This window comes from Rossellomorea sp. RS05 (assembly GCF_039822645.1).
Lineage (GTDB): Bacteria > Bacillota > Bacilli > Bacillales > Bacillaceae_B > Rossellomorea > Rossellomorea marisflavi_B.
Map to the genome: position 1 here is coordinate 126,015 of NZ_JBDKWY010000007.1, position 26,346 is coordinate 152,360.

General features: G+C 48.2%; 29 protein-coding genes. 9 read left to right on the forward strand and 20 right to left on the reverse strand.

Going from position 1 to position 26,346, the window contains the following annotated elements:
* Positions 1 to 23: 23 nt before the first annotated feature.
* Positions 24 to 461: a hypothetical protein gene (locus ABJ225_RS16895; RefSeq protein WP_048015654.1), complete on the reverse strand. Its 438-nt coding sequence runs from the start codon at positions 459 to 461 to the stop codon at positions 24 to 26.
* A gap of 215 nt (positions 462 to 676) precedes the next feature.
* On the opposite strand from ABJ225_RS16895, the gene ABJ225_RS16900 reads away from it, so the two are divergent.
* Complete coding sequence (locus tag ABJ225_RS16900; protein WP_347321161.1) at positions 677 to 1,462, forward strand: DUF3891 family protein; 786 nt, start codon at positions 677 to 679, stop codon at positions 1,460 to 1,462.
* Between the two features lie 233 nt (positions 1,463 to 1,695).
* On the opposite strand, the gene ABJ225_RS16905 is transcribed toward ABJ225_RS16900, so the two are convergent.
* Together ABJ225_RS16905 and ABJ225_RS16910 are read right to left on the reverse strand one after the other, a co-directional pair.
* Positions 1,696 to 2,400: a hypothetical protein gene (locus tag ABJ225_RS16905; RefSeq protein WP_347321162.1), complete on the reverse strand. Its 705-nt coding sequence runs from the start codon at positions 2,398 to 2,400 to the stop codon at positions 1,696 to 1,698.
* Positions 2,397 to 3,119 carry a hypothetical protein gene (locus tag ABJ225_RS16910; protein ID WP_347321163.1) on the reverse strand — a complete coding sequence of 241 codons (723 nt, stop codon included), beginning with the start codon at positions 3,117 to 3,119 and terminating at the stop codon, positions 2,397 to 2,399. The genes ABJ225_RS16905 and ABJ225_RS16910 overlap by 4 nt, the downstream gene beginning before the upstream one ends.
* Before the next feature lie 176 nt (positions 3,120 to 3,295).
* On the opposite strand from ABJ225_RS16910, the gene ABJ225_RS16915 reads away from it, so the two are divergent.
* Positions 3,296 to 3,964 carry an SOS response-associated peptidase gene (locus tag ABJ225_RS16915; RefSeq protein ID WP_347321164.1) on the forward strand — a complete coding sequence of 223 codons (669 nt, stop codon included), beginning with the start codon at positions 3,296 to 3,298 and terminating at the stop codon, positions 3,962 to 3,964.
* A 38-nt stretch (positions 3,965 to 4,002) separates the two neighbouring features.
* Here ABJ225_RS16915 and ABJ225_RS16920 read toward each other — a convergent pair whose 3' ends face one another.
* From ABJ225_RS16920 to ABJ225_RS16955, 8 genes are all read right to left on the reverse strand, one after another.
* Positions 4,003 to 5,172: a CynX/NimT family MFS transporter gene (locus tag ABJ225_RS16920; protein ID WP_347321165.1), complete on the reverse strand. Its 1,170-nt coding sequence runs from the start codon at positions 5,170 to 5,172 to the stop codon at positions 4,003 to 4,005.
* 5 nt (positions 5,173 to 5,177) lie between these two features.
* Positions 5,178 to 5,882 carry a FadR/GntR family transcriptional regulator gene (locus ABJ225_RS16925; RefSeq protein ID WP_347321166.1) on the reverse strand — a complete coding sequence of 235 codons (705 nt, stop codon included), beginning with the start codon at positions 5,880 to 5,882 and terminating at the stop codon, positions 5,178 to 5,180.
* Positions 5,883 to 5,972: 90 nt separating this feature from the next.
* The gene (gene arsC, locus ABJ225_RS16930) at positions 5,973 to 6,392 is read right to left on the reverse strand and encodes an arsenate reductase (thioredoxin) (protein WP_218246780.1); all 420 of its coding nucleotides are present in this window, start codon (positions 6,390 to 6,392) and stop codon (positions 5,973 to 5,975) included.
* A gap of 33 nt (positions 6,393 to 6,425) precedes the next feature.
* On the reverse strand, positions 6,426 to 7,721 hold the full coding sequence (locus ABJ225_RS16935) for an arsenic transporter (protein WP_347321167.1): 1,296 nt from the start codon (positions 7,719 to 7,721) through the stop codon (positions 6,426 to 6,428).
* A gap of 13 nt (positions 7,722 to 7,734) precedes the next feature.
* Positions 7,735 to 8,061 (reverse strand): ArsR/SmtB family transcription factor, encoded by a 327-nt coding sequence (locus ABJ225_RS16940; RefSeq protein ID WP_347321223.1) that lies wholly within the window; start codon positions 8,059 to 8,061, stop codon positions 7,735 to 7,737.
* A 174-nt stretch (positions 8,062 to 8,235) separates the two neighbouring features.
* Positions 8,236 to 9,537: an NAD(P)-binding domain-containing protein gene (locus tag ABJ225_RS16945; RefSeq protein WP_347321168.1), complete on the reverse strand. Its 1,302-nt coding sequence runs from the start codon at positions 9,535 to 9,537 to the stop codon at positions 8,236 to 8,238.
* Positions 9,537 to 10,043: an arsinothricin resistance N-acetyltransferase ArsN1 family A gene (locus ABJ225_RS16950; RefSeq protein ID WP_347321169.1), complete on the reverse strand. Its 507-nt coding sequence runs from the start codon at positions 10,041 to 10,043 to the stop codon at positions 9,537 to 9,539. Before ABJ225_RS16950 ends, ABJ225_RS16945 begins: the two co-directional genes overlap by 1 nt.
* A 72-nt stretch (positions 10,044 to 10,115) precedes the next feature.
* Positions 10,116 to 10,571 carry a MarR family winged helix-turn-helix transcriptional regulator gene (locus ABJ225_RS16955; RefSeq protein ID WP_347321170.1) on the reverse strand — a complete coding sequence of 152 codons (456 nt, stop codon included), beginning with the start codon at positions 10,569 to 10,571 and terminating at the stop codon, positions 10,116 to 10,118.
* Positions 10,572 to 10,708: 137 nt separating this feature from the next.
* On the opposite strand from ABJ225_RS16955, the gene ABJ225_RS16960 reads away from it, so the two are divergent.
* Positions 10,709 to 11,143, forward strand: coding sequence for a GNAT family N-acetyltransferase (locus ABJ225_RS16960; RefSeq protein ID WP_347321171.1), 435 nt, complete (start codon positions 10,709 to 10,711; stop codon positions 11,141 to 11,143).
* A gap of 259 nt (positions 11,144 to 11,402) precedes the next feature.
* Here the strand turns inward: ABJ225_RS16960 and ABJ225_RS16965 are convergent, their stop codons facing one another.
* The 5 genes from ABJ225_RS16965 to ABJ225_RS16985 form a co-directional block, all read right to left on the reverse strand.
* The gene (locus ABJ225_RS16965) at positions 11,403 to 13,844 is read right to left on the reverse strand and encodes an FtsX-like permease family protein (protein ID WP_347321172.1); all 2,442 of its coding nucleotides are present in this window, start codon (positions 13,842 to 13,844) and stop codon (positions 11,403 to 11,405) included.
* 5 nt (positions 13,845 to 13,849) lie between these two features.
* Positions 13,850 to 14,608: an ABC transporter ATP-binding protein gene (locus ABJ225_RS16970; protein WP_218246786.1), complete on the reverse strand. Its 759-nt coding sequence runs from the start codon at positions 14,606 to 14,608 to the stop codon at positions 13,850 to 13,852.
* Between the two features lie 666 nt (positions 14,609 to 15,274).
* Positions 15,275 to 15,883, reverse strand: coding sequence for an ABC-2 transporter permease (locus ABJ225_RS16975; RefSeq protein ID WP_347321173.1), 609 nt, complete (start codon positions 15,881 to 15,883; stop codon positions 15,275 to 15,277).
* Entirely contained in the window at positions 15,864 to 16,745 is an 882-nt protein-coding gene (locus ABJ225_RS16980; protein ID WP_347321174.1) for an ABC transporter ATP-binding protein, read from the reverse strand. The genes ABJ225_RS16975 and ABJ225_RS16980 overlap by 20 nt, the downstream gene beginning before the upstream one ends.
* Positions 16,745 to 17,122 carry a GntR family transcriptional regulator gene (locus tag ABJ225_RS16985; RefSeq protein WP_048004681.1) on the reverse strand — a complete coding sequence of 126 codons (378 nt, stop codon included), beginning with the start codon at positions 17,120 to 17,122 and terminating at the stop codon, positions 16,745 to 16,747. The genes ABJ225_RS16980 and ABJ225_RS16985 overlap by 1 nt, the downstream gene beginning before the upstream one ends.
* Before the next feature lie 158 nt (positions 17,123 to 17,280).
* On the opposite strand from ABJ225_RS16985, the gene ABJ225_RS16990 reads away from it, so the two are divergent.
* The 5 genes from ABJ225_RS16990 (at position 17,281) to ABJ225_RS17010 (ending at position 22,455) form a co-directional block, all read left to right on the forward strand.
* A complete protein-coding gene (locus ABJ225_RS16990) occupies positions 17,281 to 17,727 on the forward strand; it encodes a MarR family winged helix-turn-helix transcriptional regulator (RefSeq protein WP_218246787.1) in 447 nt (148 codons plus the stop codon).
* Entirely contained in the window at positions 17,724 to 18,278 is a 555-nt protein-coding gene (locus ABJ225_RS16995; protein WP_347321175.1) for a TVP38/TMEM64 family protein, read from the forward strand. The genes ABJ225_RS16990 and ABJ225_RS16995 overlap by 4 nt, the downstream gene beginning before the upstream one ends.
* Before the next feature lie 289 nt (positions 18,279 to 18,567).
* Positions 18,568 to 19,296 carry a hypothetical protein gene (locus ABJ225_RS17000; protein ID WP_347321176.1) on the forward strand — a complete coding sequence of 243 codons (729 nt, stop codon included), beginning with the start codon at positions 18,568 to 18,570 and terminating at the stop codon, positions 19,294 to 19,296.
* A 360-nt stretch (positions 19,297 to 19,656) separates the two neighbouring features.
* Positions 19,657 to 21,567, forward strand: a complete 1,911-nt coding sequence (gene thrS / locus ABJ225_RS17005) for a threonine--tRNA ligase (protein WP_218246790.1) — start codon at positions 19,657 to 19,659, stop codon at positions 21,565 to 21,567.
* An 84-nt stretch (positions 21,568 to 21,651) separates the two neighbouring features.
* The gene (locus tag ABJ225_RS17010) at positions 21,652 to 22,455 is read left to right on the forward strand and encodes a sulfite exporter TauE/SafE family protein (RefSeq protein WP_218246791.1); all 804 of its coding nucleotides are present in this window, start codon (positions 21,652 to 21,654) and stop codon (positions 22,453 to 22,455) included.
* 53 nt (positions 22,456 to 22,508) lie between these two features.
* On the opposite strand, the gene ytvI is transcribed toward ABJ225_RS17010, so the two are convergent.
* Positions 22,509 to 23,537: a sporulation integral membrane protein YtvI gene (ytvI, locus tag ABJ225_RS17015; RefSeq protein WP_286188332.1), complete on the reverse strand. Its 1,029-nt coding sequence runs from the start codon at positions 23,535 to 23,537 to the stop codon at positions 22,509 to 22,511.
* Between the two features lie 194 nt (positions 23,538 to 23,731).
* On the opposite strand from ytvI, the gene ABJ225_RS17020 reads away from it, so the two are divergent.
* Positions 23,732 to 23,950: a TIGR04104 family putative zinc finger protein gene (locus ABJ225_RS17020; RefSeq protein WP_347321177.1), complete on the forward strand. Its 219-nt coding sequence runs from the start codon at positions 23,732 to 23,734 to the stop codon at positions 23,948 to 23,950.
* A 39-nt stretch (positions 23,951 to 23,989) separates the two neighbouring features.
* Here the strand turns inward: ABJ225_RS17020 and ABJ225_RS17025 are convergent, their stop codons facing one another.
* From ABJ225_RS17025 to yeiL, 3 genes are all read right to left on the reverse strand, one after another.
* On the reverse strand, positions 23,990 to 24,796 hold the full coding sequence (locus tag ABJ225_RS17025; protein ID WP_347321178.1) for an MBL fold metallo-hydrolase: 807 nt from the start codon (positions 24,794 to 24,796) through the stop codon (positions 23,990 to 23,992).
* 108 nt (positions 24,797 to 24,904) lie between these two features.
* Positions 24,905 to 25,603 carry a tubby C-terminal domain-like protein gene (locus ABJ225_RS17030; RefSeq protein ID WP_197082300.1) on the reverse strand — a complete coding sequence of 233 codons (699 nt, stop codon included), beginning with the start codon at positions 25,601 to 25,603 and terminating at the stop codon, positions 24,905 to 24,907.
* Between the two features lie 14 nt (positions 25,604 to 25,617).
* Positions 25,618 to 26,292: a transcriptional regulator YeiL gene (gene yeiL / locus ABJ225_RS17035; RefSeq protein WP_048013938.1), complete on the reverse strand. Its 675-nt coding sequence runs from the start codon at positions 26,290 to 26,292 to the stop codon at positions 25,618 to 25,620.
* Positions 26,293 to 26,346: the final 54 nt, after the last annotated feature.

The window sequence follows — 26,346 nt, forward strand, 5'->3', positions numbered from 1 at the left end:
TGAAACCGATTCAGGGGTCCTTCTCATTGATTCAAGCGATGCTGGACTTCCGCTGGTACTTCAAATACCATCTCTACACCACCATACATCAAGAGAACGTATGGTTCCTCCTTGTATGCGGTAACGCGCGCCACTTCCTTCATATCCGTTTGGTCTGCTTGTTTCTCCCCGAACTTCACCGTGTCCATCCTGTAAAACAGGTAGGTGCTTCCCGCAACCAGATCATCCTTCTGTTTTCCTGCGAGCTTCCATTTTTCCACTTCAAGAGCCTTGCTGAAAGAGTTGATTTCATCGGCATCGCTTACAGTTTGAATGATTTCCCCGCCCTCCGTACGATCGATTTTTTGGATATCCTGAAGCCCGTCGAGGCCTCCCTTTTCGCTTTTCCCAGAAGAGCATCCCGTCAAAATCAGGGTACTCCCTACAGCCAGCAACACGATGCATATCATCAATCGTCTCATTTATCATCCACCCGTTTCTTCTGTTTAATACCAGCATACCAGTGCCACTTGATGATCGGGAACGAGCTTCAGGTCGATTCCCGCTCAGACCTGGGACCTATTCTTCTTATAACCCGATCACTTAGTGCCTCCCAGAGACTGAATGCGTAATACGTTTTACAGCAAATCGAGGCGTGCGATAAAATGGCATTATCTATTGTGAGGGGGATTCCGCTATGATCATCCGTGAAACGAATGATTCCTTCATCATGATCAAACAGCATGACCATGCCTTCCTGTCAGGAGAGATCGTGAAGCACTTCGACGCTTCCTTACTAAGATCCAACGCCTTTTGGGACGAACTTCTGTATGCTTCTTACCAACATGATAGGAGCTGGATCGGATTGGACAAAGCACCAGTCTGGAACGATGCCGTACACCGCCCTTTCACTTTTTCCGACTACCCGCTCGTTCCTAAGCTCGTTTTCTATGAACGGGGGCTGGATGAGGTGTCAGATAGGCATCCTTACGCAGGACTTCTATGCAGCCTTCACTTCTGCTCGTTCTTTTCCAATACCTCAGATCCCGACTGCCTTCGCTTCCTGGAAAAGGAAGCCCGACGACAAACCGAACTGCGGAAACGACTGCCCGTTCTGGATGAAGATCTCCTTCAAGAGCATTTCACCCTTCTCCAATTCTCGGACGATTTGTCTCTGTTCATGTGCCTGAATCGTCCCGGTGTATCGAAAGCCGAAGAGCACCCGTGGTTCAAAAATGGATTCAAACATACGGAAGACTTTAATCACACCGATGACCCGTTGAAAGGACAGTGGACCGGCCCTCATAACATCGCAATAACCGGAGCTCCCTTCAAGCATCCCTTCACCGTGGAACTGTTCTATAAAGAAGTGAGTATATCTTCTATTCACCATAATGGGGTTGCCAAAGCCTATGATTCCGGCGATCTGTCCACCCACAGCATTACGATCAGCAGCGCCGGTCCACTCGTGATGAGAGAATAGCAGACAAACAAAATAAGAAAGTGAGTCTTTCATGACGAACACAATCAGAATTTCCGCGGGGAGCCCGTGAGCCTCCTCCCGCAACTGTCTTCTTGCACTCAAATCTACAGCTGGAAATATTGAAATCGTATTGTTCACGGAATAAAGTAAAAACCCGCATTCATCCTCCTGATCGTAAGCAAATGAATGCGGGTTTCACTATGACTAAAACGTGTTTGTCCCAGCCTCTTCCTTCATTCCAATTCATCTTTCTCCAGCGGTATCATCAGATCCTGGTGATCCTGATACCGGAGATAAGAAGACTGACCCTTGCCTTCTATGAAAACATCTTCTCCGGAAGAATCGAGTGACCTCCATCCGAATTCCACACGGGGCACCTCGAACTCAGCCACTTCACCGCGGATTATGGTCCGCCACTCCTCTGGGACCTTGATGGCCCCGTATGGATGCTCTGCGAAGGGGATGACCTTTTCCATTTGGATCCGAGGTTGATACGCTTCGTTTTGGAAAGACCGTTTCTGGATCAGGTAGAATACCAGACGGTCGACTTTTTCAGCTGAATCGAGACTCCACACCATACGGTAGCTTGCCGGCTCACCAGGGCGCACCTTCCATATCACCGGGTCGCCGTCTGTTGTGGCGGACGATGCCTTCCACTGATGATTCTTCCATACCCAAAGGCTGAAGCCACGCCCACCGTCATCGGTTTCGAAGGGGATGAAGGCATGGTGGTCATCGGCTTGCACCTTATCCAGAATGGACTTCACCTGCACCTTTTCATTCGTACCTGTTTTGTTCAGCAACCCGTTGATCTCTTTTATCGCTCCTTTATCACCAGGTAGCGGACCCGCCGGCGCTAGCTTGAACCAATAGACAAAGCCAAAGGCAATCAAGGAGACGGCAAGTACGATGATGATCATCCGTTTCACATTCTTCATTCCGCCCCGCCCCCTTTTATGATTGATTCAGAGAGTTGATAGTAGTATTGGGTATTGCCAGATAAAATTAGCAAGCCCTTCCCGTTTCCTTCAACATAGATCAGCGATGAAAGACCGCTTCCCCACTTCGGCTCGACGCCACTGAGGAGATATGGGAAGCGCTCCGGTGCTTTGGACTGATTTTCATCTTCTACCGTTGATTCTCGGTACCACGACTCCCCGTCTGGCTGTGCCTCCGTCATTCCATCCAGCTGTTCAGCCAACTTCATCTGATCAAGGCTAACATTCGATACTGCAGGGTGACTCTGAACAAGGGAGACCTTCTCTGGATTTGATAGATACGTAGCCGGATCGTCTGATGGATAAACAATGGCACTGAGCGGAATGGCCGCAAGTGCCATGATCGCCAGAAGAATATTACCGGCAAACCCGAACCAGGCGAAACGGCGATACCTCTCCCATCTCCCATTTTTCCGCCTCAAGGTCAAATATAGGATCAAAACGCCCAGTGGAAGGATCGGGATCCTGACCATGATCCCCCTCGGCTCAAATGTGTATGAAATGGTAAATACCCCTACCATGAAAACTAGGAATGCCTTCCAGAATGGAGCTTGGTGCTTCTGTCGTCTTATCATAAAAACCGCACCTATGATCAATATGCCCCATGCAATTGCGGTCATCAGCCACGATAGGACGCCCCCATTAACATAAGTCGCCATGTTCATTCCCCCTATATATCTCTATAGTTACGTATATGTAGAATCTTCATCACAAACCCATTATTTCCATATTTTATCATATATTGATCTTTCCTTCAGCATGAATACATGGTTTTTCTGATTGAATCCGGCGTATTGTTGGTATACTGGTTAAAAAATGACAGGGGGATGGAAGCATGTGCGGCCGTTTTTCATTAATTGAGAGTGTGCATGAACTTCAACAGCAGTTTGAATTCGATATATCTGCCAAGCTTGAACCACGGTTCAATATCGCCCCGAGCCAAGAGGTATTTTCCATTATTTCAGACGGGAAGAAGCGCAGGGGTGGCACGTTGAGATGGGGGCTTGTTCCCCACTGGGCAAAGGAAGTGAAGATCGGCTATAAGATGATCAACGCACGTGCTGAAGGGATTGAAGAGAAGCCAAGCTTCAGGGAACCGTTCAGGAAGAAGCGCTGTCTGATTATCGCTGATGGATTCTACGAATGGAAACAAGTCGATGATCGCAAGCAACCATACCGCTTCGTCATGAAGGACGGAAAGCCCTTTGCCTTCGCCGGATTGTGGGAAACGTGGAAAAAAGGAGATGCTCCCCTTCATACGTGCACCATCATCACGACGACTCCGAATGCCCTGACAGAAGACGTCCATGAACGCATGCCCGTCATTTTGAAACGTTCGGATTACGCCAGGTGGCTGGACCCTTCCAACCAAGCGGTTGACGAGCTGAAATCGCTTCTGGTCCCTTATCCGGCTGAAGAAATGGAGCTCTATGCCGTGAGCGAGCTTGTCAACTCACCGAAGAACGACGTGGCCGACGTCCTGTCTCCGCTGAATAGCTTGTAAATGCGAAGAAGCACGGGAATCCCCGTGCTTCGTTTGCATTATTCGAGTTTCCCCTTACTTGCCCCGATCCCGACAAAGAGCTGGATCAGGGTCAGGAGCATGAGCAGGATGAATGGAATCGTCCAATTGGCGGACAGATCATGTAGGTAACCGAAGAACACGGGACCCACTGCCGCCAATAAATAACCCATGGATTGGGCCATACCAGACAATCCGGCCGCTTGGGCGCTGTCAGTCGTCCTCAGGACGAAGAACATCATGGCGAGGCCGAACATCGTTCCGATGCCGACCCCGATCAGGAGGACAGATAACACGGTCAGGAAGCCTGTGATCAACCCGATCAATCCAAGGAACAGAAGGATGACAGACCCGATCGTCAACAACCTTTGATCACTCATCTTCTCAGCGACCACGGGGATGATGAACGTCATGGGAATGATCGCCATCTGAAGCGTCGACACGACCCAACCTGCCTGATTGAGGGTATACCCCTGGTCATGAAGGATGGCCGGAAGCCAGGTAAGAAGGGTGTAGAACATGAAGGACTGGATACCCATGAAGACCGTGACATGCCAAGCCTTCAGGGAATTCCACATACGCACCTTCACCGCAGGAGGCTCGATCACCTTTTCTTTTCTGACTGATTTCAATAAGAAGCTCCATAGGATGACCGAGAGCACGGCAAGGAAGGCCCATACCCCGAGTGAAGCGCTCCAGCCAAGGGAGCTTGACTGGGCAAGTGGGACACTGACACCTGATGCCAGGCTCCCAAAGACGTTCATGGAAATCCCGTAGACTCCCGTGATCAATCCGACCTTCATGGGGAACGACTTTTTCACCAGGGCCGGCATGAGTACGTTACAGATGGCAATGGCGATCCCGACAAGACCGGTGCCGACGAAAAGCCAGCTGCCATGGGGGAAGACGCGAAGGACCATGCCTGCAAGCAATACGACAAGAGCCGTATAAATGACCGGTTCGAGCCCGAACTTCAGGGAAAGTCTTGGCGCAAACGGTGAAAAAAGGGCAAAGGCGATGAGCGGGATGGTCATGATGCTCCCCGCCACAGCGTTAGAAAAATGGAAGTCCCCCTGGATCAGTGGGATGAGCGGTCCAACAGAGGTGATCGGAGCCCTCAGATTCATGGCGATGAAGATTACTCCGATGACGGCTATCCAGCCCGCCTGTTGTTGCTTTGCTTCTTGCATGCGATTCACTTCTTTCTGATATGTTCACTGGCATTGATTTGATCAATCAGCGTCCCAAGATACTTTTTGACGCATTCGGACGCTTTCACAGGGTCCTGCGCCTCTATGGCTGATAGAAGCTCTGTGTGCAGCCTGATATCTTCCTGATTCAAGTCGTTCAGGTCAATAAGGTTATAAATTGATTGATGTACAGAATCGATGATGGAGTCATACATCTCCGTGAACATCGAGTTTCCTGATGCACGAATAACCGCTTGGTGGAACGCACTATCATGCCGGACGAATGTCGAGGCTGACGAGGCTTTTCCCTCTTCAGCAGCTTCCTGCCACAAAGCCAGGAGGCTGCGCATTTCCCAAAGCTGTTCGTCCGTCCTTCTCAGGGCTGCCTTTTCAGCTGCCTCTCGTTCGAGAGCCAGCCTCAGCTCAAGGACCTCCACCAAATCGCCTGCTCTCATCCGTTTACGAAGGGCACGGTCAAGGCCGCTGTGACTCTTTACGGTGGTTCCGATTCCCTGTCTCGTTTCCAGATATCCGGCGTGAACAAGGGATCGGATGGCTTCCCGAAGGGTATTGCGGCTGATCCCCAGGGTGTCCATAAGGACCGGTTCCGGCGGAATCTTCTCACCAATCGGCCACTCCCCGCTCTCAAGAAGTTGTTCAAGCTGATTCAGTGCCTGCTCCGTCAATGTTTTTGATTGCACCTTTCCCATAATGTTCTGACTCCTTTTAAAGGTAGGATGATTGGTTCATAAAAAGAAGCGCAGGAGCAGTTGAAAAAACCGCTCCTGCGCTTCTTTTTATTATTCTCCTGTACGGGCGAAACGCTCGATGCGTTCTCCGATTTCATCCCGTACTCGCTGGAAGAATGCCCATTTTTCTTCTTCAGATCCTGTTGCCTTGGCCGGATCGTCAAAGCCCCAGTGTTCACGTTTTACGGTAGGCGGTGTCACAGGACACTTATCTGCCGCATCCCCGCATAGGGTCACGACAAGATCCGCTGAATTCAAGATGGTCGGATCAATGATATCAGATGTTTGATTCGAGATATCGATATCCGCTTCCTTCATCGCCTTTACAGCATTGGGATTCAAGCCATGGGCTTCGATTCCCGCACTGTAGACGTTCCACTCGTCTCCGAGGTGTTTTTTTGCCCAGCCTTCAGCCATCTGGCTGCGGCATGAATTTCCCGTACACAAAAAGTAGATGGTTTTCTTTGACATGGTGCGTCTCTCCTTACAACGAGTAGTGTAATTTTAAAGGATCAGTAACCAGAGATACAGTCCGACCAGTGTAATGAACAGGGTCGGGATCGTCAGGATGATACCTGTTTTGAAATACGTTCCCCACGAGATCTTCACGCCCTTAAGGGACAATACATGGAGCCATAGCAACGTGGCCAGGGAACCGATCGGGGTGATCTTCGGCCCCAGGTCGGAGCCGATGACATTCGCATAAATCAAGGCTTCCCGGATGCCCCCCGTCGTATTCGTATCCGATATGGCAATCGCGTCGATCATCACCGTCGGCATATTATTCATGACGGAGGAAAGGATGGCCGCAATGAAGCCCATTCCGATCGTTGCTGCAAACAGCCCTTGGTCCGCCGTAGCCTGGATGGCAGCGGATAGGATATCAGTAAGACCTGCGTTGCGAAGTCCATATACCACCACATACATCCCGATCGAGAAGAACACGATGGCCCATGGCGCACCCTTGATGACCGTCTTCGTGTTCACCACGGGACTTCGTTTCGCCATGATCAGGAAAAAGAGTGCGACGATCCCCGCTACAATGGAGACCGGGATTCCGATGAATTCGCTGACGAAATAGCCCGCAAGCAAAACAGCCAGGACCCCCCACGACACCTTGAACATTTTCTCATCTTTGATGGCGTCCACCGGTTTTTTCAGCTGGGACACATCATATTTCCCTGGGATGCTCTTTCGGAAGAAGAGATAGAGCACCAGTATGCTTGCTCCAAGGGAGAAGAAGTTCGGGATGATCATGCGTGAAGCATATTCCACGAACCCGATGTTGAAGTAATCTGCCGATACTATGTTGACCAGATTGCTCACCACAAGGGGAAGCGATGTAGTATCCGCAATGAATCCACTCGCCATGATGAAAGGAAATACGAGCTTCTCATTGAAGTTGAGATTCCTAACCATCGCCAAGACGATCGGCGTCAGAATCAATGCCGCTCCGTCATTTGCAAACAAGGCTGCCACCACGGCCCCTAAAAGCGAAACGTAGATGAACATGCGGACCCCGCTACCCTTGGCCGCTTTGGCCATATGAAGGGCTGCCCATTCAAAGAACCCGATTTCATCGAGAATGAGTGATATCAGGATGATGGCAATGAAGGTCAGGGTTGCGTTCCATACGATCGATGTAACATCGATGACGTCACTGAATGTGACCACTCCCAAGAGCAGAGCCAAGATCGCACCGCCGCAGGCAGACCAGCCGATCGACAAGCCCTTCGGCTGCCATATGACCAGCACCAGTGTAATCAGGAAAATCACCGATGCCAATATTACTTCTGTCAACATAATTCCTCCTCTAGCAGGTTGCGTTCTCGCCCCTGCATCTCAATTGTTGAAGTACCTCATCGCTGTCGGGAATTTGTTGAAGGATCAGCTGGATCAATTCATGTTCCGGACACGCGGCATTTAATGAAAAATAGCGCCACTGACCCCTTCGTTCTTCATTCACATAGTCGGCAATCTTCAGCTTTTTCAAATGCTGGCTGATGGACGGCTGACTCATTTCAAACATATCCACGAACTGACAGACACAATAATCATCCGAGCTCAACAGCTTCATCATCATCAGGCGCGTCGGGTCACCAAGCGTCTTCATACAAGCCGAAACCCTTTTTGCATCCATAACTGCTATCGTAGTCAACACCAATCCCCTCCCTGCACATTCATTTGTATGTACGGATTATATAACGAATCACTTATATAATCAATGACTTATATAAAATAACGAACAGGGACGGTTCCGATGCGCCACCTTTTGTCGCATCGGAACCGTCCCCGTGTTTCAGTGTTTCATCACTCAGCTGCAGGAGCTTGATGCACTGCAGGAGGAGGATGTTGTGGCCGGTTTTGAAAAGGTCACACTGCATACGCCGGTTTCAGGCAGTTCCAGCTCCACTTTCGAGGCGGCCTCTTCGTCTTGGCTTATGTGTGCCACCACAGACCGTACTTGCTCATACCCGGTTGCCATGAGGAATGTAGGGGCCCGGCCATAGCTCTTGGCTCCGACAATGTAGAAGTTTTTTTCCGGCTGACTGAGTTCCTTCTCACCATGCGGTCTTACCGTCCCGCAGCTGTGGACGTTCGGATCAATGAGAGGAGCGAGGGCTTTCACACTTTCGGTCGCTTCATCGATCGCCGTCCGCAGTTCGCTGAAAATGGTGCGGTCAGGACGATTGCCCGTATTGACGATCATTTCATCCACTCCTTTGATTTCAGTTGTGGCATTCTTGATGATCAACGTTCCATCATCAGCAGACCTCACTTGCTCGATCTTGAATCCTTCATATACTTGGACGATGCCGGAATCGACGAGGCGATGGATGCGGCTCCCGAGTTCTCCCCTGGCAGCAAGAGCGTCTTTCTCCTCACCACCGTAAGCCTCACTGACGCTTTTCTTACGGATGATCCAGACAATTCCCGTTTCAGGGTATACTTCTTTCAGTGTTGCCAGTTCAAGGAGGGCATTAATGGCGGAGTGCCCGCTCCCGACAACAGCCACATTTTTTCCGGAGTACCGTTCACGATGTTTATCCGTCACATCCGGCATGCCATAGAATGATCGTTCGTTGGCACGTCGCTCACCGGAAAGCCAGACACCATCTGAATTGGCCGGGTTCGGGTTCCCCCAGGTCCCCGTAGCATCGATGACGGCCTGCGCTTCAACCTTGGAGACTTCCCCGTCACGCTCGACGTAGAGGACAAACGGGACTTCATCACGGCCTGCCGTCTTCATCTTATCGCGATCTTTCTTGCTGATCGACAAAACCTTTGCATTCAGTTCAAGATGAGACTTTATCCCAACGGTCTCAGAAAGGGGAATGAGGTAGTCATCGACCAGCTCCCGGCCTGTCGGCAGCGCTTCCAGATCCGGCTCTTGCCACCCTTGGCGTTTCAACAACTCCACTGATTTTTTATCCATGTTATACCTCCAAGGTGAGAAGAGGCGGATATGTTCCCACGTCTTGATATTCGCTCCGACCGCTTCTCCTGCTTCAAATAGAACAAACCGTTGACCGTAACTGATAAGATGAGCGGCAGCCGCCAATCCGACTGGTCCAGCTCCGATGATGGCAACTGGTAATTGAGGTGATTGGTTCATTATTCTCTCTCCTTTTGGTTAGTTGGTAGAATTTTTTCCATGATCATGACATCGACATATTTTCCATCCAGTATTCCTTGATCCTTAAAGATTCCCACTTCCCGGTATCCACGTTTCCTGTAGAGCCCTTGCCCAAGGGTATTATACGGGAAGGTGAAGAGGACAAGTTTTTGAAACTGTTTTTTGGCCGCTTCCTCCTCCAGGTTCCTCAGAAGATGCCCGCCGATCCCTTGCCCTCTTGCTCCTCGCCTGATATAAACCGACAACTCGCCCACCCCGGCGTAGGCCGCCCGCGGGCTGTACGGTTGAATACTTGCATATCCGTTAATTCCACCCATATCTTCAGAAACCAGTACGATGTATCGCCCCTTATGACTTTGAAACCATTGGTTTATGTAGACTGCGTCTTTTTGATCCGTTTCCAGCGTGGCAATCCGGTCTTCAATCCCCTCGTTGTATATCGACAGGATCGCTGGTAGGTCCTTTTCTGTAGCATGACGAATCACTCCACCACCTCCATTTGAATTAATCATTTATTGACTTTATCAACTATTAGCCCTAAAGCAACACCACTCCCATCAAGTGGCGCAGCTTCCATTTCCTCCGTTCTGGCGCATAGCCGAGAGGAGGAGACTCATACTTTCCATGACCTGATCATGTTTCGCAGGCTCAATGAACTGAAAGATATTCCCGATGTATTGGAGCATCTGACCAGCAATTTCGTCCGCTTTCTCTTCACCTGTATCTGTCAGGGCAAGGAGCACGTAGCGCCGGTCTTTTGGATCGGCTGTCCGGGTGAGGAGCTCCATTTCTACAAGCTTGTTTACTTGTTTGCTTAGCATACCCGTATCCATCACCAGCTTTTGAGCCAGCGTTTGAAGGGAGATAGCAGGACTTTTTTGAAGCTCATACACAATATGACTTTGCGTTACCGTGATCCCGCAACAATCGGATCCATCTCGCTGCAATAATCCGAAATCCCTGACAAGCTGCTGAAGCATTTCGCGCATCTCACTCTGCTTTTCTTTATTCATAGAATCACTTCCTTGTTTACATGATAATACCAATAGTTGATTAAGTCAACTATAATTCTTATTCTTTCTGCTTTTTTGAAAATAGTCTACTATTAGAACGAGACACAATCATAGTTTTTAGAAAGGACGGCAGCACAATGTCATCACTAACGATTCTTACCAAAGAAAAACTAACTGATTGCATCCACCTGTACATCGATGTATTCAATTCTCCACCCTGGAACGAGACATGGACCGTGGAGTCAGCAGAGGAACGGCTGTCGGACCTCCTGAGCACACCAAAATTCCGCGGTTATACCCTCCACATTGATGGAAAGCCCGCCGGCTTCATTGCAGGGAATGCCAAAAGGACATCAAAAGGGATGACCTTCTATATCGCGGAGCTTTGCGTCGACCCATCCATCCAGGGAAAAGGAATTGGATCCACGCTCCTCTCTCACTTGGAAAAGGAACTGAACCGTGAAGGAATTGAGTCGATCTACCTCCTCACCTCGCCGGGATCTCCTGCGGAGGGATTTTATGAACGGCACTCCTTCACAAACAATAACACTAGGATCGTCATGCATAAATGAAAGCGTTTCACGTGAAACAATAAAACCTGGGAATGCTTATATTCAAGCGTTCCCAGGCAATTTATCAATTCAGCACGTTACCCGTGATATACATCGTGATCAGACCACCGAAAATAAAGAACAATAAGATCATACCCAAAATGATCCAGAATTTCTTCATGTATAACCAACCCTTCATGGATATTGATACGCCCATTGTAACACAACAGCCTTGAAAACAACCCTATCCGGATGCGTCCAAATGTGACAGAATCAGGGCTTATTCGTTCAATTCTTCTGTCAGCTTCCTTCCCCCCATGCGGTAGGCGAGAGGGGTGAATATGATCAGGGTCGTCACCACCATCGTAAGGACAATCCCTCCTATGATGCCGTAGTCAATGGCCAGCGGTCCCGGATCAATGATATTGATGATATAGGAGATGACGGCTCCAACCACGATACCAAGACTTAATCCGATCATGATGTATAATAGCACCGGTGTGAGGATCACACTGATGATTCCTTTCCTGGTAAGTGACAGGGTCCTTAATATGGCAAACTCCTTACGCTTCGAATGAATATTGTTCAATAGGGTGTTGAAGACACCGATTGTGACGCTCAGAAGCATCACGCCAAGGAAGATGATGAAGATGGACCAGCGCTGTTGGAACATTTCATTCGATTCTTTAACTGACTGCCCGTACGAGTGGACTTGCAGTTCCGGAAACTCACCCTTCAATGATTCCAGTTGCCCGGGATCCCCTCCGCTGACGAACATCCTCGCAAATCCTGCGTCACTGAACGTATCGTCCTTCCAATCCAACAGGATATCCGTATCAAATAACTCACCTTCGATGGCGGCTACCTTTAAAGGGTTCAACGGAACATAATCCTCCAAATCATTCGAGAATGCTTCCAATTGAAGGCGGTCCCCCGCTTTCAAATCATGCTTCCTGGCAAAAGGTTCAGAGACAATCACACCGTCCTCATGACTGGATGATTCATCGATGAATCCTTGCTTCACCATCCCATCCAGATCACCCCTCAGGACCGTCACGTCCAAGCGGGAATCCCCTTCCATAAGGGCGGCCCCTGTATAGGTACTGATGAAGCTTGCTTCAGAACCAGGCATTTTTTCTTCGACTGATTCCTTCAGTTTGAATGGATCAAGGGATGTCGACTCCAGTCTTGACTGCAACACGACTTCAGTCGGAAACTGGCTCTTTAGATACAGGGCTTCATTGTTCTGGATCGTCGTCAGCATGACGGATCCAAATACGGCAATGATCATCATCATGCTCACCGTCAGGATCACGAATGTATTTTTCTTCACCTGGGGAATGACATTCCGGATTGCGACGTAGGAAGCATTTCCGGCAACTCTCCGCAGGAAGGGCGCGCTCTTCTTCAGGATCGGTGAGAGATAGAGTGGGAACAGGACGAATATGGAAAGGGTGAAGATTGTCGCGGCAGCAAGCACGCACAACACCTGATTCTCCTCGTCCACCGCCACCAGCTTTCCGAATACCAGCACGACGATGCTTATGATGAGCAGGGCCCTGCCTATGAACCTCCTGCCACTGGTGGAGAACGACAGCTCCTCATTCTCCTGCATGACCTTCAATGGAAGGGTCTTCCCGTTTTTAAGGGCCGGGATCAGAAGGAACAACTGGATCAGGAAGGCACATGCCACAGTCACCCAAAGGGCGGTACCGGTATGGAAGTCTCCACGTGCCACAGCGATGCCCATCCAATCCTGGAGGAATCCCTGGACATAGCGCTGACTGAGGTAAGCGAGCCCCACACCAAGGAAGGCGCCTGTTGCCGTGATGACACTGCTTTGAATGAAAATGATTCCGAAGAGCTGCTTCGCGGTTGCCCCGATCGACCTCATGATGGCAAACTGCTGTTTATATTTGTATAAGAACGTTTCAAAGTTCGAGATGATCAGGAGTGAAGTCACGATCAGGACGAAGAAGCTAAGGACATAAATAAAGATGGAGAGGGATGATAGATTCGCTGTCAGATACGGGTTCTCTTCTGCCAGTTCGACGCGGAGTCCCTCATCCAATCCCTTGATTTGCGTCGCAAGCTTGAGATTGTCTGTTCCTGCTGACGTCTTCACCAGTACATAGGTGGCTTTGATGTCCCCACCCATGAAGCGCTTCACGTCATCATAAGAGAGAATCAGGATATCGGGCACCACCCCAGTGCCCGTATTGTCCTTGAACGTCTCAATCAAGGAAAGGGTCTTCCCTTCCACCGTCAACTCATCCCCTACTCCCACTCCTAGGGCCTTGGCAAGGGACTCATTAATGATGATCTCACCTCCCCCCACCTCTTTCTTGAAATGATAGCGGCTCTTGACCAGCTCATCGGTACCGACCCCGAGACTGTACGTAGGGGCTTCCCCTCCGAATGAAGAAAGGGCGAGCTGGGAGATGAGGACATTGGACGTCTCTTCTACACCTTCCATTGCGGTCAGCCGGTCAAGGAAATCCTGATCGATGAACCCGTTATCGGCGGTATCATATCCGACAGACAGATCCATCGTCCCGAACATCTCCGTCACTTCATCCTTCACCGACTGCTTGGCATTCATGGCGAACATCATCATGGTGAGAACAAGGGAAATGGAAAGGCAGACGCTCAGGATCGAAGACAGGGTAATGAACGGATTTGCCCTCAGGAAGCGCATGGAGGTGGCGAAGATCGTCTTCATGCCCCTCATTGATTGCGTAGCTCCATGATTGTCTGAAACTTATTCAGAATTTGTGACAAGTCGCCCTCGCCCGTACATCGATGTTCATCCACGATCTGTCCGTCATGGAAGAAGAGGACCCGGTCCCCATAGGTCGCAACATTCGGATCATGGGTGACAACGATGACACTTTTTTGGAATGTTTCTTTCAGTTCGACTAGCATATGTAGGATATCCCTGCTTGTATTGAAGTCCAGGTTACCCGTCAGTTCATCTGCAAGGATGATGGGTGGTGACGTGATCAGGGCACGGCCGATGGCCACACGCTGCTGTTGCCCACCGGATAGCTCAACCGGCCTGTGCTTACGCCAATCCGTGAGCTGCACGAGACCCAGCATCTCATCTACCTTTTGCTTCACTTCACTCTTCCCCACGCCTTTCAACACCAAGGGAAGTCCGATGTTTTCTTCGACCGTCAGATCCTTCAGAAGATTGAAGGATTGGAAGATGAATCCGATGTGGTCGCGGCGGTAGATGGTGGCATCCGGTTCCTTGAAAAACCGGGTGGTCTCTTCTCCGTTCAACATGATGGTACCTGCACTCGGCTCATCCAGTGCCCCGAGGATGTTCAGGAGCGTGCTCTTTCCAGAACCGCTCGTTCCCATGATGGTCAGCATCTCCCCCTCCTCCAGGGAAAATGATACCCCCCTCAGGGCGTTCACCTCGTGTCCCGCACCTTGGTACTGCTTATGTAAATTGCTGATTTCTAATACCGACTGACTCATGAGCCACCTCATTAAACATAATCTATCCATTATTGTTGTAATTTTACAACCAGTGAACGTTTCCTGCAAATTTTACATTAAAAAGACCAGAAGCTTGTAAAAGCCCCGGGTCCTATTTGTATCATTCTATATGCGACTTTTTTCCAATTGAATCTTGTACCATCTGGAACAAATATATCAAAATCGACTTCAAGAAAAAGACACCATACACCTGAATCTGATTTAACCTGACATATGAGAATAGCCCTTGTCTCTTAAGAAAAGCTGAAAATGGATAAATGAAGAACAGATCGGTCACAAAATTTGTCAGCAAGAAACGGAATATCTTCCCGTAAGAAAATTTCATGATCCAGAGGGTTCCAATGAGAAACTGTCCCCACACGAGCGGCATTTCTCCATATGCCCCTGGGAATAGCTTTTCATAAAACCACCACCACTTTCTCTTCTTGGCGAGGATTGATTCCAAACTGATGAATACACTTATAAACAAGCTGGTCAATCCGAATCGCTTGATCGTTTCCTTCCCGAGAAATGGAACTGTCAACCAGGGAACCAGCAATATCAACCACAACAAGAGTCTTGGATGCTTCGTCATCAATACGCCCTCCTCAATGAATCTTCACGCGTATTGTCTCCATGAAGCTGGATTAATATGAGCGGATCAGGCTAAAATACTTTTTTCTCATAAATCCGGATCGATAGGACCCACGAGAGCGCGAAGATCGCCAGGACCGCCACACAGACAATCAGATAGGGGGCGGTACTTTCCAGGGAGATCAGCGTCCCGACAGATTCCCTTATGATGTCATTCAAATTGAGGATGAACACATTCACGACGGCAAAGTAAGCCGCGAAAAGGACCAGTGAGGCAATCATCAGGTACTTGGATGCAAACCGGTAAGCAAACGGGAGCATGAAGGAAAGGGACAGGAGGGACAGCATCGTCATGAAGACGATCCCTTGCCATTCCATGATCCTGCCGTGAATGAGCAGACTCCCTAAAAATAGCAGGATTGTGATGGCAACCGTATAGATCAGGACGCTGAGATACTTGGAACTGACGATTTCCTTACGGGTGAACGGAAGGGAATTCAAGAAGAGATTGATCGTCGTTTTCTCATCATTCCCAAAGGTCGACATCGACAGGACCAGGATGAAGACAAGCCCTACCCAGATCGGCGGAGCCCCCAGGACGAGATAGATGATCAAGACGCCCAATAGGATGACGAGGATATTCCGGTGGAGCATGAAGTCCTTACGAATCAACTGAAGCATGGAACCGGTCCCCTTTCTTCGTGTAATACATGATATCCTCCAACGTCGGTGCCTCGATAAGGGCGTGGCCACCGAAGAGGTCCTCGGCCTTCACCCGGTCTGCCGTCAGGGCTTCGAAGCCGAATTTCGTTTTCTTGAAGCTGACAAATTCCTTCTCCGTGTCTGCATCCAGCAGTTCAAGCCCGCCCTTGACCAATGCATAATCTTCTTCAATCTTGTAATAAGGCTTCGTGAAAATATGCCGGCCACCATGGATGAACGTGATATAATCGGCCGCGCTTTCTAGATCCGTCGTGATGTGGGTGGAATAAAGGATCGTCTTCACTCCCTCCTCCATCACGCTGTGCAGGATATCGAGGAGCTCCCTGCGGAATATGGGGTCAAGACCTGCCGTCGGTTCATCCATCAGGATGAGTTCTGCGTGATGGGAAAATGCGATAGCCAGTGAAGCCTTCATGAGCATTCCTTTCGAGAAGGTCTTAAGCTTTTTCTTCAAGGGGAGCTGGAACATCGTGACATACTGTTCGAACACATCATCATCCCATCTAGAATAGGACCACTTCGCAATTTTCTTCATTTCATGGAGTGTCAGCTGCTCGTAGAAGACATTCTCATCAAATACGAAGCCGATCCGTTCCTTTATTTCCTTTTCATGATTCCTGTAGTCCATACCGAGAACCTTCAGCTCTCCACGGTCCGGCTTCAACAGGTTCAGGATCATCTTGAGCGTTGTGGATTTTCCGACCCCGTTCCCCCCGATCAGTCCTGTAATGAACCCTTTCTTCACTTCGAGTGAAAAATCATTGATCTCAAAGCCGTTGAATCGTTTCTCCACATTCCTCAATTCAATTGCATTCTCCATCAGTCTTCCTCCCTATATAACATATCGAGCAACTCTTGAAGTTCCGAAAGCGGGATCCCCATTTCCTTCCCGCTCCGGATGGCTGAAGAGAGCTGCTCTTCAATCCCCTTCATCTTCTCCTCCTTGATCAGCTCGCTGTTTTGATCCGCAACGAACGATCCCTTCCCTACAACAGAGTAGATGTATCCGTTCTTCTCAAGCTCTTCGTACGCACGCTTCGTCGTAATCAGGCTGACGCTTAGTTCCTTTGCCAGCTGCCTCATGGATGGCAGGCTCTTTCCGGCTGGAAGATGCCCCGACATGATCTGCTCCTTCACCTGTTCGTTGATCTGTTCATAAATCGGTTGCTTGGAGCGATTTGAAATTAGGATTTTCATACCTGAACCTCTCAATTTTTACTTTATATGTAATAATATATACAATATACACAATATATACAATAGGGATTCTCAAAAAAATTGTGATTGACCGATACTCCCTAATGTTTTAATATGTTTAATAGTTTAACTACATAAACTATTAGAGGTGAATAAACTTGAGTCAAGCTGCCTATATCAAAGAAGCTGTATCCATCTTCAACTCCATCAACAGCTATCTTCTGAAACATCATTTCGCGAAATTGAACCACGATATCCCTCCTAAGCAGTTCATGATCATGAAATACGTGTACGAAGTCAAGAAGACAAAAATCCAGGACGTAGCGGACCAATTCGACCTTTCCATGAGCTCTGTCAGCCAACTCGTTAAAAAACTTGAATCAGACAGATTTGTGACTCGCTCCATTAATCCAGACAATCGAAGGGAAACATTTTTGACCCTGGGAGATAAAGGAGAAGACTATTTCAAAGAATATGAACGCGTCGATCAATACATCATTGATCACTATTACGCACAATTAAGCATCGAAGAAACGAAGCAAATGCGCGACATCGCGCAGAAGCTCCAGGGAATCGTCATGGATCGTCAAGGGGACGACGAGTGAATTGGCAGCAGCAGACGATCGACCTCTTCATTGCATATGAGTCGATAGCCGTCGTCATCAGCATTGCATTGAACATTGTCATCAGCGTTCTGGGCGTCGTTCCTAGCGTCTTTTTGACTGCTGCAAACCTCGCTGTATTCGGCCTCTGGGGTGGAATCGGCGTGTCCTTCATCGGGGAGGTATTCGGGGCCATCATCGCCTTTTTCCTGTATCGTAAAGGATTCAGGCAGCTGAAGGATTGGAAGGGGTTCACCCATCCTAAAGTTCAGAAGCTGTTAGGTGCCTCAGGGAAAGAATCGTTCATCCTCATCCTTTCCCTGAGGATCATGCCCTTTATCCCATCGGGTTTAGTGACGTTCATCGCAGCCATCGGCAAAACGCCGTGGACGGTATTTGTTGCGGCAAGCTCCCTTGGCAAGATCGATTTTAATAGAGGGATTCTCGGTATATCATGTCATTCAATGGACAGGAACAAGGAAATGGATCCTTGCCGCCCTTGCAGGAATCTCCCTCTTCATCATCATCCAAAGGCTTTATTCACGGCCATTTAGTTGAAACTCCTGCACTATGAATAATGGAAATCATGACTGCCCAGCGGCAGATACTCGAACACTATTTCATGATAGTATGCATATTTATCAGGAAAGCTCTGTTAAAGGTAAATGTTGATACTTGTCCGGATTCTTGACGTATTCCGATGAACAATGAGGACACTGTTCGGTTCGGAAAATATAAGGGTCGGCAACGGCATCAATGTAAATGTTGCGGGCGTCTGTCCAAATTTAACATATAGGTTTTTCGTTACGTTCGACTAATTTGAAACGAGATGGGAAGTGCAAAATGGAAGATATTTATACGAATGTCTTGAAAAACGACAGATTAGATAAATACCCTTTATTCAAAAAGTTTTGTGTCCTCAAAGAAAAAGGGCTACGGAAGGAATCCTTTAAAGCATTATCCTCATTTATAGATGAAGCAAAGGAATGGGATAATGATAAACAACAGAATTTCGCTTGTTGGCTATTTACTTTATTTGAATTATCAGACAATATTCACCACTTACTTGTTCATCCTTTAGAAGAAAATTTATTAAAGCCTTTACTTGAGGAATGGATTAAGAAAAATCCTAAAGAACCAAGACCATATAGGTGGTATGGTTTGTTTTTACAAACCGAAAAACAGATTGAATACTTAAACAATGCAATTGAACTTGGTGGCAAAAGCGAACAATTATCATTGTTAAAACTAATTGATATTAATTTTTACTCTCTTTGGTATGCGTTTCACCATATATCTGAAGATTTATATCTGGGCAATATTGAAGAAGATTCTATTCTTATTACCAAGTTACAGGAGTTAAATGATAAGGTAAAATGCCAACAAACCAGGAAGAATAATGATGACAAAATTAACTATTATAGAGAACTTTTGAATGATTGGATGATGTTTAAAAAAGAACAAAAAAGGACTTTGTTAAATGGTGTAAAAGAAAAGGTAAAGATTACCATTGGACAAATGCTTATTATTACGAATAATGAATGGCTTTTTATAGCCCTTTTAAAATTGTGATAAATCAACATTAAACTTTAACAAAGCCATCAGGAAAATAAAGTATTTACATTATTTTCTTCCTCTGGTATAGTTGGTAACAATTTAATCAATCGACTCGGCCATGACGAGGATACGAGGCTGGATGAACGGTTTACAGAGAAGGGAGACACGGCTGAAAGCTCCCCAATGCAGCATCCGGTTTTACTCCCTTTGAGCCGCGCTTGGAAACTTGTGCCGTTTTATGCGATGTTACAGCATATTCAATGAGCCACCGCTTGCGGTGGGAATTTGGGTGGAACCACGGGTAATCAACACATGCTCGTCCCTTCTTGGGACGTCATGTGTTTTTTTATTTTTATAGAAAAGGAGACAAAGAAGATGTCAAATCAACACGTTAGGATTCAATTTCCAGATGGTCAACAACAAGAATTCCCACAAGGTGTCACACTGACCGATATCGCTCAGTCGATCAGCCCGGGCTTACGCAAAAAAGCCGTAGCAGGGAGTGTGAATGGAAAGACGGTTGATTTGACACGACCGATTCTGGAGGATGCTGACATTTCCATTTACGATGCCGGGTCTCAGGAGGGAATCGGTGTCATACGCCATTCGGCCGCCCATATCCTTGCCCAGGCTATCAGACGACTGTATCCGGACGCCTCTTTCGGAGTGGGGCCGGTGATCGAAAACGGATTCTATTATGATATCGATATAGAAAAAGCTTTAGTGCCGGAGGATTTGGTGGAGATTGAGGACATTATGGAACAGATAGTCAAAGAGGATCTCCTTGTCCTCCGAAAAGAAGTGACAAAGGATGAGGCGGAGCACCTCTTCTCTCATGATCCATTGAAACTGGAACTGCTTGAAGATATTCCTGCCGGTGAAGCCATAACGGTATACGAACAAGGGGATTTCTATGATCTATGCCGCGGCCCCCATGCGCCATCCACTGGCAAGGTGAAGCACTTCAAGCTTATGAGCGTCTCAGGGGCATACTGGCGCGGGAACAGCGACAATCGTATGCTCCAACGGGTCTATGGGGTTGCCTTTGCGTCGAATAAGGAATTGGAAGATCACTTCCTTTTCCTCAAAGAGGCGGAAAAGCGGAATCACCGGAAGCTCGGGAAGGAGCTCGACCTGTTCATGTTCTCGGAAGAAGCTCCGGGGATGCCCTTTTACTTGGCGAACGGACAGCTGATCCGGAAGGAGCTGGAATCCTTCTTAAGGGACCTCCAGACATCCTACGATTATCAGGAAGTCCGCACTCCCCTTATGATGAACCAGCGCCTTTGGGATCAGTCCGGCCACTGGGATCATTATAAAGAGAATATGTACTTTACTCAGGTGGACGATCAATCGTTTGCCCTTAAGCCCATGAATTGTCCGGGACATATGCTGATCTTCAAGAATGGTTTACGCTCCTACAGGGACCTGCCGATCCGCATGGCAGAGTTTGGACAAGTACACCGGCACGAGTTCAGCGGCGCCCTCAATGGCTTGTTGCGCGTCCGCAGCTTCTGTCAGGATGATGCCCATATCTTTGTAACGCCAGAGCAGATCGAGGCAGAAGTGTCCCTTGCCTTGAAGATCATCGACCATGTATACCAAGTATTTGGATTCAGCTACGAAATCGAACTTTCCACCCGTCCGGATGAGTACATGGGGGATCTGAATCTGTGGGACCAAGCGGAATCTGCTCTGGAGAACGTATTGAAGAAGATTGGTGTTCCATACAAAATCAATGAAGGAGACGGAGCTTTCTATGGACCGAAGATCGATATCCACATCAGGGATGCCATCAAGCGCAGCCATCAGTGCGCGACCGTCCAGCTCGACTTCCAGCTTCCCGAGAAGTTCGATCTGACATACGTGAATGAAGAAAATGAGAAAGTGCGCCCGGTTGTCATCCATCGTGCCGTCTTCGGTTCCATTGACCGCTTCCTCGGCATCCTAATCGAGCACTTTGGAGGAGCGTTCCCCCTATGGCTCGCACCTAAGCAGGTCGAGGTCATCCACGTCTCAGACGCGCACACTCCATATGCCGAAAGCGTTCTGCTGAAACTTCGCCAGGCAGGGATCCGCGCCTCTTTGAATAATAGAAATGAAAAGCTAGGGAAGAAGATCCGCGAAGGACAAATGCGAAAAGTTCCTTATATTCTTGTGCTTGGAGATAAAGAGAAGGAGAGTGGCTCCGTGACCGTCCGGTGCTACGGAAGCGAGAAGCTGGAGGAATACCCCGTAAATGATTTCGTGAAAAAGGTAAGAGATCAGATCCGCGACAAGCAGTGATGGGAATGTCGCCTTGTTGAATGCCAAAAAGTAGCGTATCCTAAAAAGATAAAGCTGCCTCAATCCAACAAGGAAGGTGTCAACATGACTATTTCTCTTATCATGTTCGGCTTGATCGGGATCCTGATCGGGATCCTCTCAAGTATGTTCGGTTTCGGTGGAGGCTTCGTTGTGGTACCGGTGCTGTATGCATTCCTGCCCGACACGATCCCTCATGAATACCTCATGCACACAGCCATCGGATCATCCCTTGCCGTCATGATCATCAACTCATTCAACTCAACCTATAATCACTCCCGTAAAGGGAACATCAAGTGGTCTGTCTTCAAGAAGCTGGCCTGGTTCGTTGCGATTGGATCGCTCATCGGTGGAATCGTGGCCATCTTCATCGATAGCGAGGTTCTGAGGATCCTCTTCATCGCCCTGCTCGGCTATATCCTGATCAGCAACCTCGTGAAGAAGACGTTCACCTCGGATCGGGAGGACGATGACTTCCAGCTGCCTGGGAAGAAGGCTTCGGCTTTCTTCGGGACGGGGATCGGATTCATCTCTACCCTCCTCGGTATCGGTGGGAGCGTCATGACCATCCCGTTCCTCCGGAAGCAAGGGATGCGGATGCTGAATGCTGTCGCACTGGCGACCCCACTCGGCCTCCCCATCGCCATTGTAGGGGCAATCAGCTACTTGGTTTCAGGTTTGCAGGTAGACCATATGCCTGCATCCACAATCGGATTCATTTATCTCCCCGCCCTTGTCGGTTTCACGGTAGGGGGGTTCATCGGGGTCCCATTCGGAAGAAAATGGGCACAGAAGCTGCCTGACGGAATCTTTTCAAAAGCCTATCTTGCCATCCTGGCCGTCGTGATCATCATGATGATCGTGGCGTAAATAAAACGGGGACGAATCCAGTGCAGACCTGCACCGGATTCGTCCCCGCTTTTTTATCCTTTATTCAGTTGGAAAAGGCCTGCTTCCTTGGCAGAGCGGATGGCGATATACACAAATGGTCCAAGGATCAGCCCCATGACCCCGAAGAAGACGAACCCGAAGTACATGGTCAAGACGGTCGGCAAGGCAGCAAGGCCGATCGAGTCCCCAAGGATTTTCGGCTCGATGGCACGGCGGACAATGGTGATCACAGCCGCGAGAACAATCAAAGCCAGGCCTCCGTTCATGTCTCCCAGTATCATGGCGAGTAGGCCCCATGGCGCAAGCACCAGTGCCGGTCCCACATAAAGGGGAATGATATCGACAAGCCAGATAATGATGCTCATGATGAGAGCAACCTTTGGAGAAATGAACAGTAATGAGATATAGGTGATCAGAAATACCCCGATACTCAGGATGAATTGAGCCTTCCAGTACCCCATGAACACGTTGCTCATCTTCTGGAATACAAAGCGGAGTTTACCCGATGTTTCCGGCTTGAAGAAATTGAAGAACATATTCAGAAGCTTCGGGAGATCCAGACTAAAGAGGAAAAAGGTGATGAGATAAATCAGTGTGACGAATACCATATTTGGAATCGATTGAAGCGCCGAACCGATGGCATTGATCAGCTGTGAGGTCAGATGCACAGCTGTATCGGTTAGTCCTTGGGACTGTTTCTCGATTTCCTTGACAATCCGATCACCCTGCGGGACTTCATCGATGAATTCATTGAAACGGATCACCTGATCATTGACGAACACCTGAATATCCTTTGCGTAGACCGGAATATTCAACGACCATTCATACAGGGAATTGAACACCCTCGTCACCGTGAAATACAGTCCCCACGCACAAACAAGCATAAACGTGGTGAAGACGATGATGACAGGCAGGAGACGTTTTTCCGACTTGATGAGTTTCTTCACCCACTTGACGAGCGGTTCCATGACCATGGCTGTCAAAAGGGCAAGGAATATGGGGAGGAACACCGAAAAGTAAACATACACAAACACACAAGCAGCTAGGAGAAGCACAAACATTATAACGCGTTTAACCAGAACTCGATTCAACTATCAATAACCTTCCTTCCGAGTGGCCATTAGGCAACCTTCACTATAGTAACTCAATTCTAAAGTGAATAGGGAGGAAAGTAAATCTTTAGTAAAAATAGAAATCTAACAATGAAACCTATTTGGTGGTCCATCCGTAAATAAGAGCAAAGGAGTGGATCAACATGGTGTCTTGTACAAGCTGTCAAAATAAATGGAGGGGACGAGATCTTTGGAAGCTTGGTTTCTCCAAAGAAGGAAAAAGCTGTCCCCACTGTGGTACCACCCAATACATTTCTGCCGAATCGCAGAGGATGATGAGCCTCGGCTTCATAAGTGTGGTGGCCATTCTTCTATTCCCTATTATCATCAAACTGAGCGGAGAGAAAGAGCCCCTCTGGTAAATCTAAACCGGTATGATCGGTAAGGGATCGTGCCGGTTTCTATAATTCTTTGAGAATGGACGAAACAATATGTTTGGAGTCCCATTCCCCTCTGGAAAATGACATGATCGGGTACTTTTTTGGAAACATGGTCTGTTGAATCTCATTGACCCCAAGACCTTCATGATGAAGGGCCGTCACCTTTTCCTTTATTTTTGTTAAGTACTCAAGCTTCAGCTTCATGGCTTTTTTCCCATTCTTTACATAACCTGCATGGCAACAGAACATCTCGTCGAAATCATACGTGAGAATGTCCCTGATCGACCGGATGATGGCAGGTATGCTTTCTTCCCGCAGTACAATTTTCGTTTTAGGAGAAACGTAGAGGTCCCCCGAGAATAGTTGCCCGGTTGACTCATTCAGGAATGAAACGTGATCGGCGGCATGTCCCGGAGTGGAGATGACCTTAAACACATCCCGTCCGGAATGAATGACGTCAGGCAACGGCTCTGATTGGAATGCAGGACGTTTACTCCAGAATACCCGTCTATAAAAGGGGTAGTTTGCCTTTTCCGTACATTCCTTACGAAAAAGAGGGTCCATCAAAACCGGGATTCCTTTGCTGTTGCAATAGGAAGCGTTTCCCGTATGGTCTTCATGATGATGCGTGATCATGACCAATTCGGGATTCACCTCATCAATGAACGGTCGGAAATGGCGACGCAAGGAGTGCGAGCCGGTATCGATCAAGACATCCCCAGCCGCAAAAGCATAGCAATTCAACTGAACCCCGAATGCTTCTTGTCTACACTCGAACAATCGAACGCCTGATTGTTCACTCGGACATGATTTTTGTTTAAAAAGCACGTAGAACCCTCCCCATCATCTCTCTTTTCTCTACTGTACCACATGAATGAATAATCACTCACTTTTTCAGAAGAAAAGGAGCAGGAATCTCCCCACTCCTTTCATGACTTACTTGAAATAAAAATGATGAAGGATGAGCGCCACCAGTACCTCTGGGTCACGGTTCCCGACTTCCATGACCGAAACGTTACTCACCGTATGATTCCGCTTCAAAGTGCCGATTGCAGCATCACCCGAATGCACGGATATCGTCGACGTGACCGGATTGGTAATCGTTTGAAGCGTCCGCTCTCCGATGCGGAATTCGATTACTTCCTTCCGTTTGCCTATCCCCTTTGAGTTCGCCAGTGTCTCCGCTTGGCCTATCAGCTCGCCGTTACGAACGATTTCCCATTGCTCCTTCATGGAAAACCGGCGTTCCCGGTACCATTTAACCTGATAGAGATCTCCATCAATCTTGATCTCCAAGGAGACGTACCAGTTAGAACTGACCATCTCTCCAATGATGAAACGACGCTTGCTCTCGTAATATCGCTTAAGATACCCTCTTTTTTGATCTCCTTCGAATAAAGGCTTCGGGACGGAGAATGACCGTTGAAGGTGATAAAAGCTCCACCCCTTCACATCCTTCGGAACATACGCCTGCTCCTTTTTTTGGAAGTGCTTGGTCAGCACATATAGAACAAGGGCTCCCACGGGAAATAGGAGGGCAGCTCCCAACAGCTCAGGATCAACAGCATCGAACAAAAGATAGCGGAACAAGGCCACGATCATGACCATGACAAAATAAAAGAGTAATTGGATCAACGTTTTCCCTACTTTCAGCTTTCATTTCTCAGGAGTTCGGCCAGGACCTCAAGTGCCTTGGCATCGGTGATGATGTACCGGGTCCCTTCTTTCCTGATGTATCCTTTTTTTGTAAAGGATGAGAGCACATGAAGGAGATGTCTGTACGATACGCCAAGGAAATCGCAGACCGTCACATGCTTCTCTTTATAGATGGTGCCGTCCGCTGTCTGGAGGATGAAATCGGCCAATCGATTCTCAAGTGGAAAAGACAGCGTTTGAGAATACTTGGCCGACATGGCCGTCGCCTTCAGCGTAAGGAACTTGGTCAACTCCCTCAAGAACGTGGCGTCTTCTAGCAGCTGATCGCGGAATGACTCGAGTGGAACAGCATAGCAGACCGTTCTTGTAAGTGCCTGGATTCCTTTAGAATAATATACTTCGTTCACAAGCTCCATCTCACCGATGAAGTCATGGGCATTTACAAAGTTGATCAAGGAGGCTTTTCCATTGGAATATGTCACATAGATTTTCGCCTTTCCTTCAATTACATAATAAAAATAGTCTGGCCTTGTCCCTTCCCGGATCAGCCATTCATCCCTCTCGAACACGTGGACTTCCAGATGCCGGTCCATGGGAAAGGAAAAGAAAGACCCTATGGAATGACGTTTCATGATGCTTTGTCTTGTGGAACCTGTGATTTTCTTCATGGCACTTACCTACCTTTTTTCCACAATGTATAAAGAAGAAAGGTGATCAGGATC

Excerpts from the sequence above, each read along its gene's own strand:
- ABJ225_RS16895 (WP_048015654.1), bottom strand. The coding sequence starts at position 461 with ATGAGACGATTGATGATATGCATCGTGTTGCTGGCTGTAGGGAGTACC.
- ABJ225_RS16900 (WP_347321161.1), top strand. The coding sequence starts at position 677 with ATGATCATCCGTGAAACGAATGATTCCTTCATCATGATCAAACAGCAT.
- ABJ225_RS16905 (WP_347321162.1), bottom strand. The coding sequence starts at position 2,400 with ATGAAGAATGTGAAACGGATGATCATCATCGTACTTGCCGTCTCCTTG.
- ABJ225_RS16910 (WP_347321163.1), bottom strand. The coding sequence starts at position 3,119 with ATGGCGACTTATGTTAATGGGGGCGTCCTATCGTGGCTGATGACCGCA.
- ABJ225_RS16915 (WP_347321164.1), top strand. The coding sequence starts at position 3,296 with ATGTGCGGCCGTTTTTCATTAATTGAGAGTGTGCATGAACTTCAACAG.
- ABJ225_RS16920 (WP_347321165.1), bottom strand. The coding sequence starts at position 5,172 with ATGCAAGAAGCAAAGCAACAACAGGCGGGCTGGATAGCCGTCATCGGA.
- ABJ225_RS16925 (WP_347321166.1), bottom strand. The coding sequence starts at position 5,882 with ATGGGAAAGGTGCAATCAAAAACATTGACGGAGCAGGCACTGAATCAG.
- arsC (WP_218246780.1), bottom strand. The coding sequence starts at position 6,392 with ATGTCAAAGAAAACCATCTACTTTTTGTGTACGGGAAATTCATGCCGC.
- ABJ225_RS16940 (WP_347321223.1), bottom strand. The coding sequence starts at position 8,061 with ATGGATGCAAAAAGGGTTTCGGCTTGTATGAAGACGCTTGGTGACCCG.
- ABJ225_RS16945 (WP_347321168.1), bottom strand. The coding sequence starts at position 9,537 with ATGAACCAATCACCTCAATTACCAGTTGCCATCATCGGAGCTGGACCA.
- ABJ225_RS16955 (WP_347321170.1), bottom strand. The coding sequence starts at position 10,571 with ATGAATAAAGAAAAGCAGAGTGAGATGCGCGAAATGCTTCAGCAGCTT.
- ABJ225_RS16960 (WP_347321171.1), top strand. The coding sequence starts at position 10,709 with ATGTCATCACTAACGATTCTTACCAAAGAAAAACTAACTGATTGCATC.
- ABJ225_RS16965 (WP_347321172.1), bottom strand. The coding sequence starts at position 13,844 with ATGAAGACGATCTTCGCCACCTCCATGCGCTTCCTGAGGGCAAATCCG.
- ABJ225_RS16970 (WP_218246786.1), bottom strand. The coding sequence starts at position 14,608 with ATGAGTCAGTCGGTATTAGAAATCAGCAATTTACATAAGCAGTACCAA.
- ABJ225_RS16975 (WP_347321173.1), bottom strand. The coding sequence starts at position 15,883 with ATGCTTCAGTTGATTCGTAAGGACTTCATGCTCCACCGGAATATCCTC.
- ABJ225_RS16980 (WP_347321174.1), bottom strand. The coding sequence starts at position 16,745 with ATGGAGAATGCAATTGAATTGAGGAATGTGGAGAAACGATTCAACGGC.
- ABJ225_RS16985 (WP_048004681.1), bottom strand. The coding sequence starts at position 17,122 with ATGAAAATCCTAATTTCAAATCGCTCCAAGCAACCGATTTATGAACAG.
- ABJ225_RS17000 (WP_347321176.1), top strand. The coding sequence starts at position 18,568 with ATGGAAGATATTTATACGAATGTCTTGAAAAACGACAGATTAGATAAA.
- thrS (WP_218246790.1), top strand. The coding sequence starts at position 19,657 with ATGTCAAATCAACACGTTAGGATTCAATTTCCAGATGGTCAACAACAA.
- ABJ225_RS17010 (WP_218246791.1), top strand. The coding sequence starts at position 21,652 with ATGACTATTTCTCTTATCATGTTCGGCTTGATCGGGATCCTGATCGGG.
- ytvI (WP_286188332.1), bottom strand. The coding sequence starts at position 23,537 with ATGTTTGTGCTTCTCCTAGCTGCTTGTGTGTTTGTGTATGTTTACTTT.
- ABJ225_RS17020 (WP_347321177.1), top strand. The coding sequence starts at position 23,732 with ATGGTGTCTTGTACAAGCTGTCAAAATAAATGGAGGGGACGAGATCTT.
- yeiL (WP_048013938.1), bottom strand. The coding sequence starts at position 26,292 with ATGAAGAAAATCACAGGTTCCACAAGACAAAGCATCATGAAACGTCAT.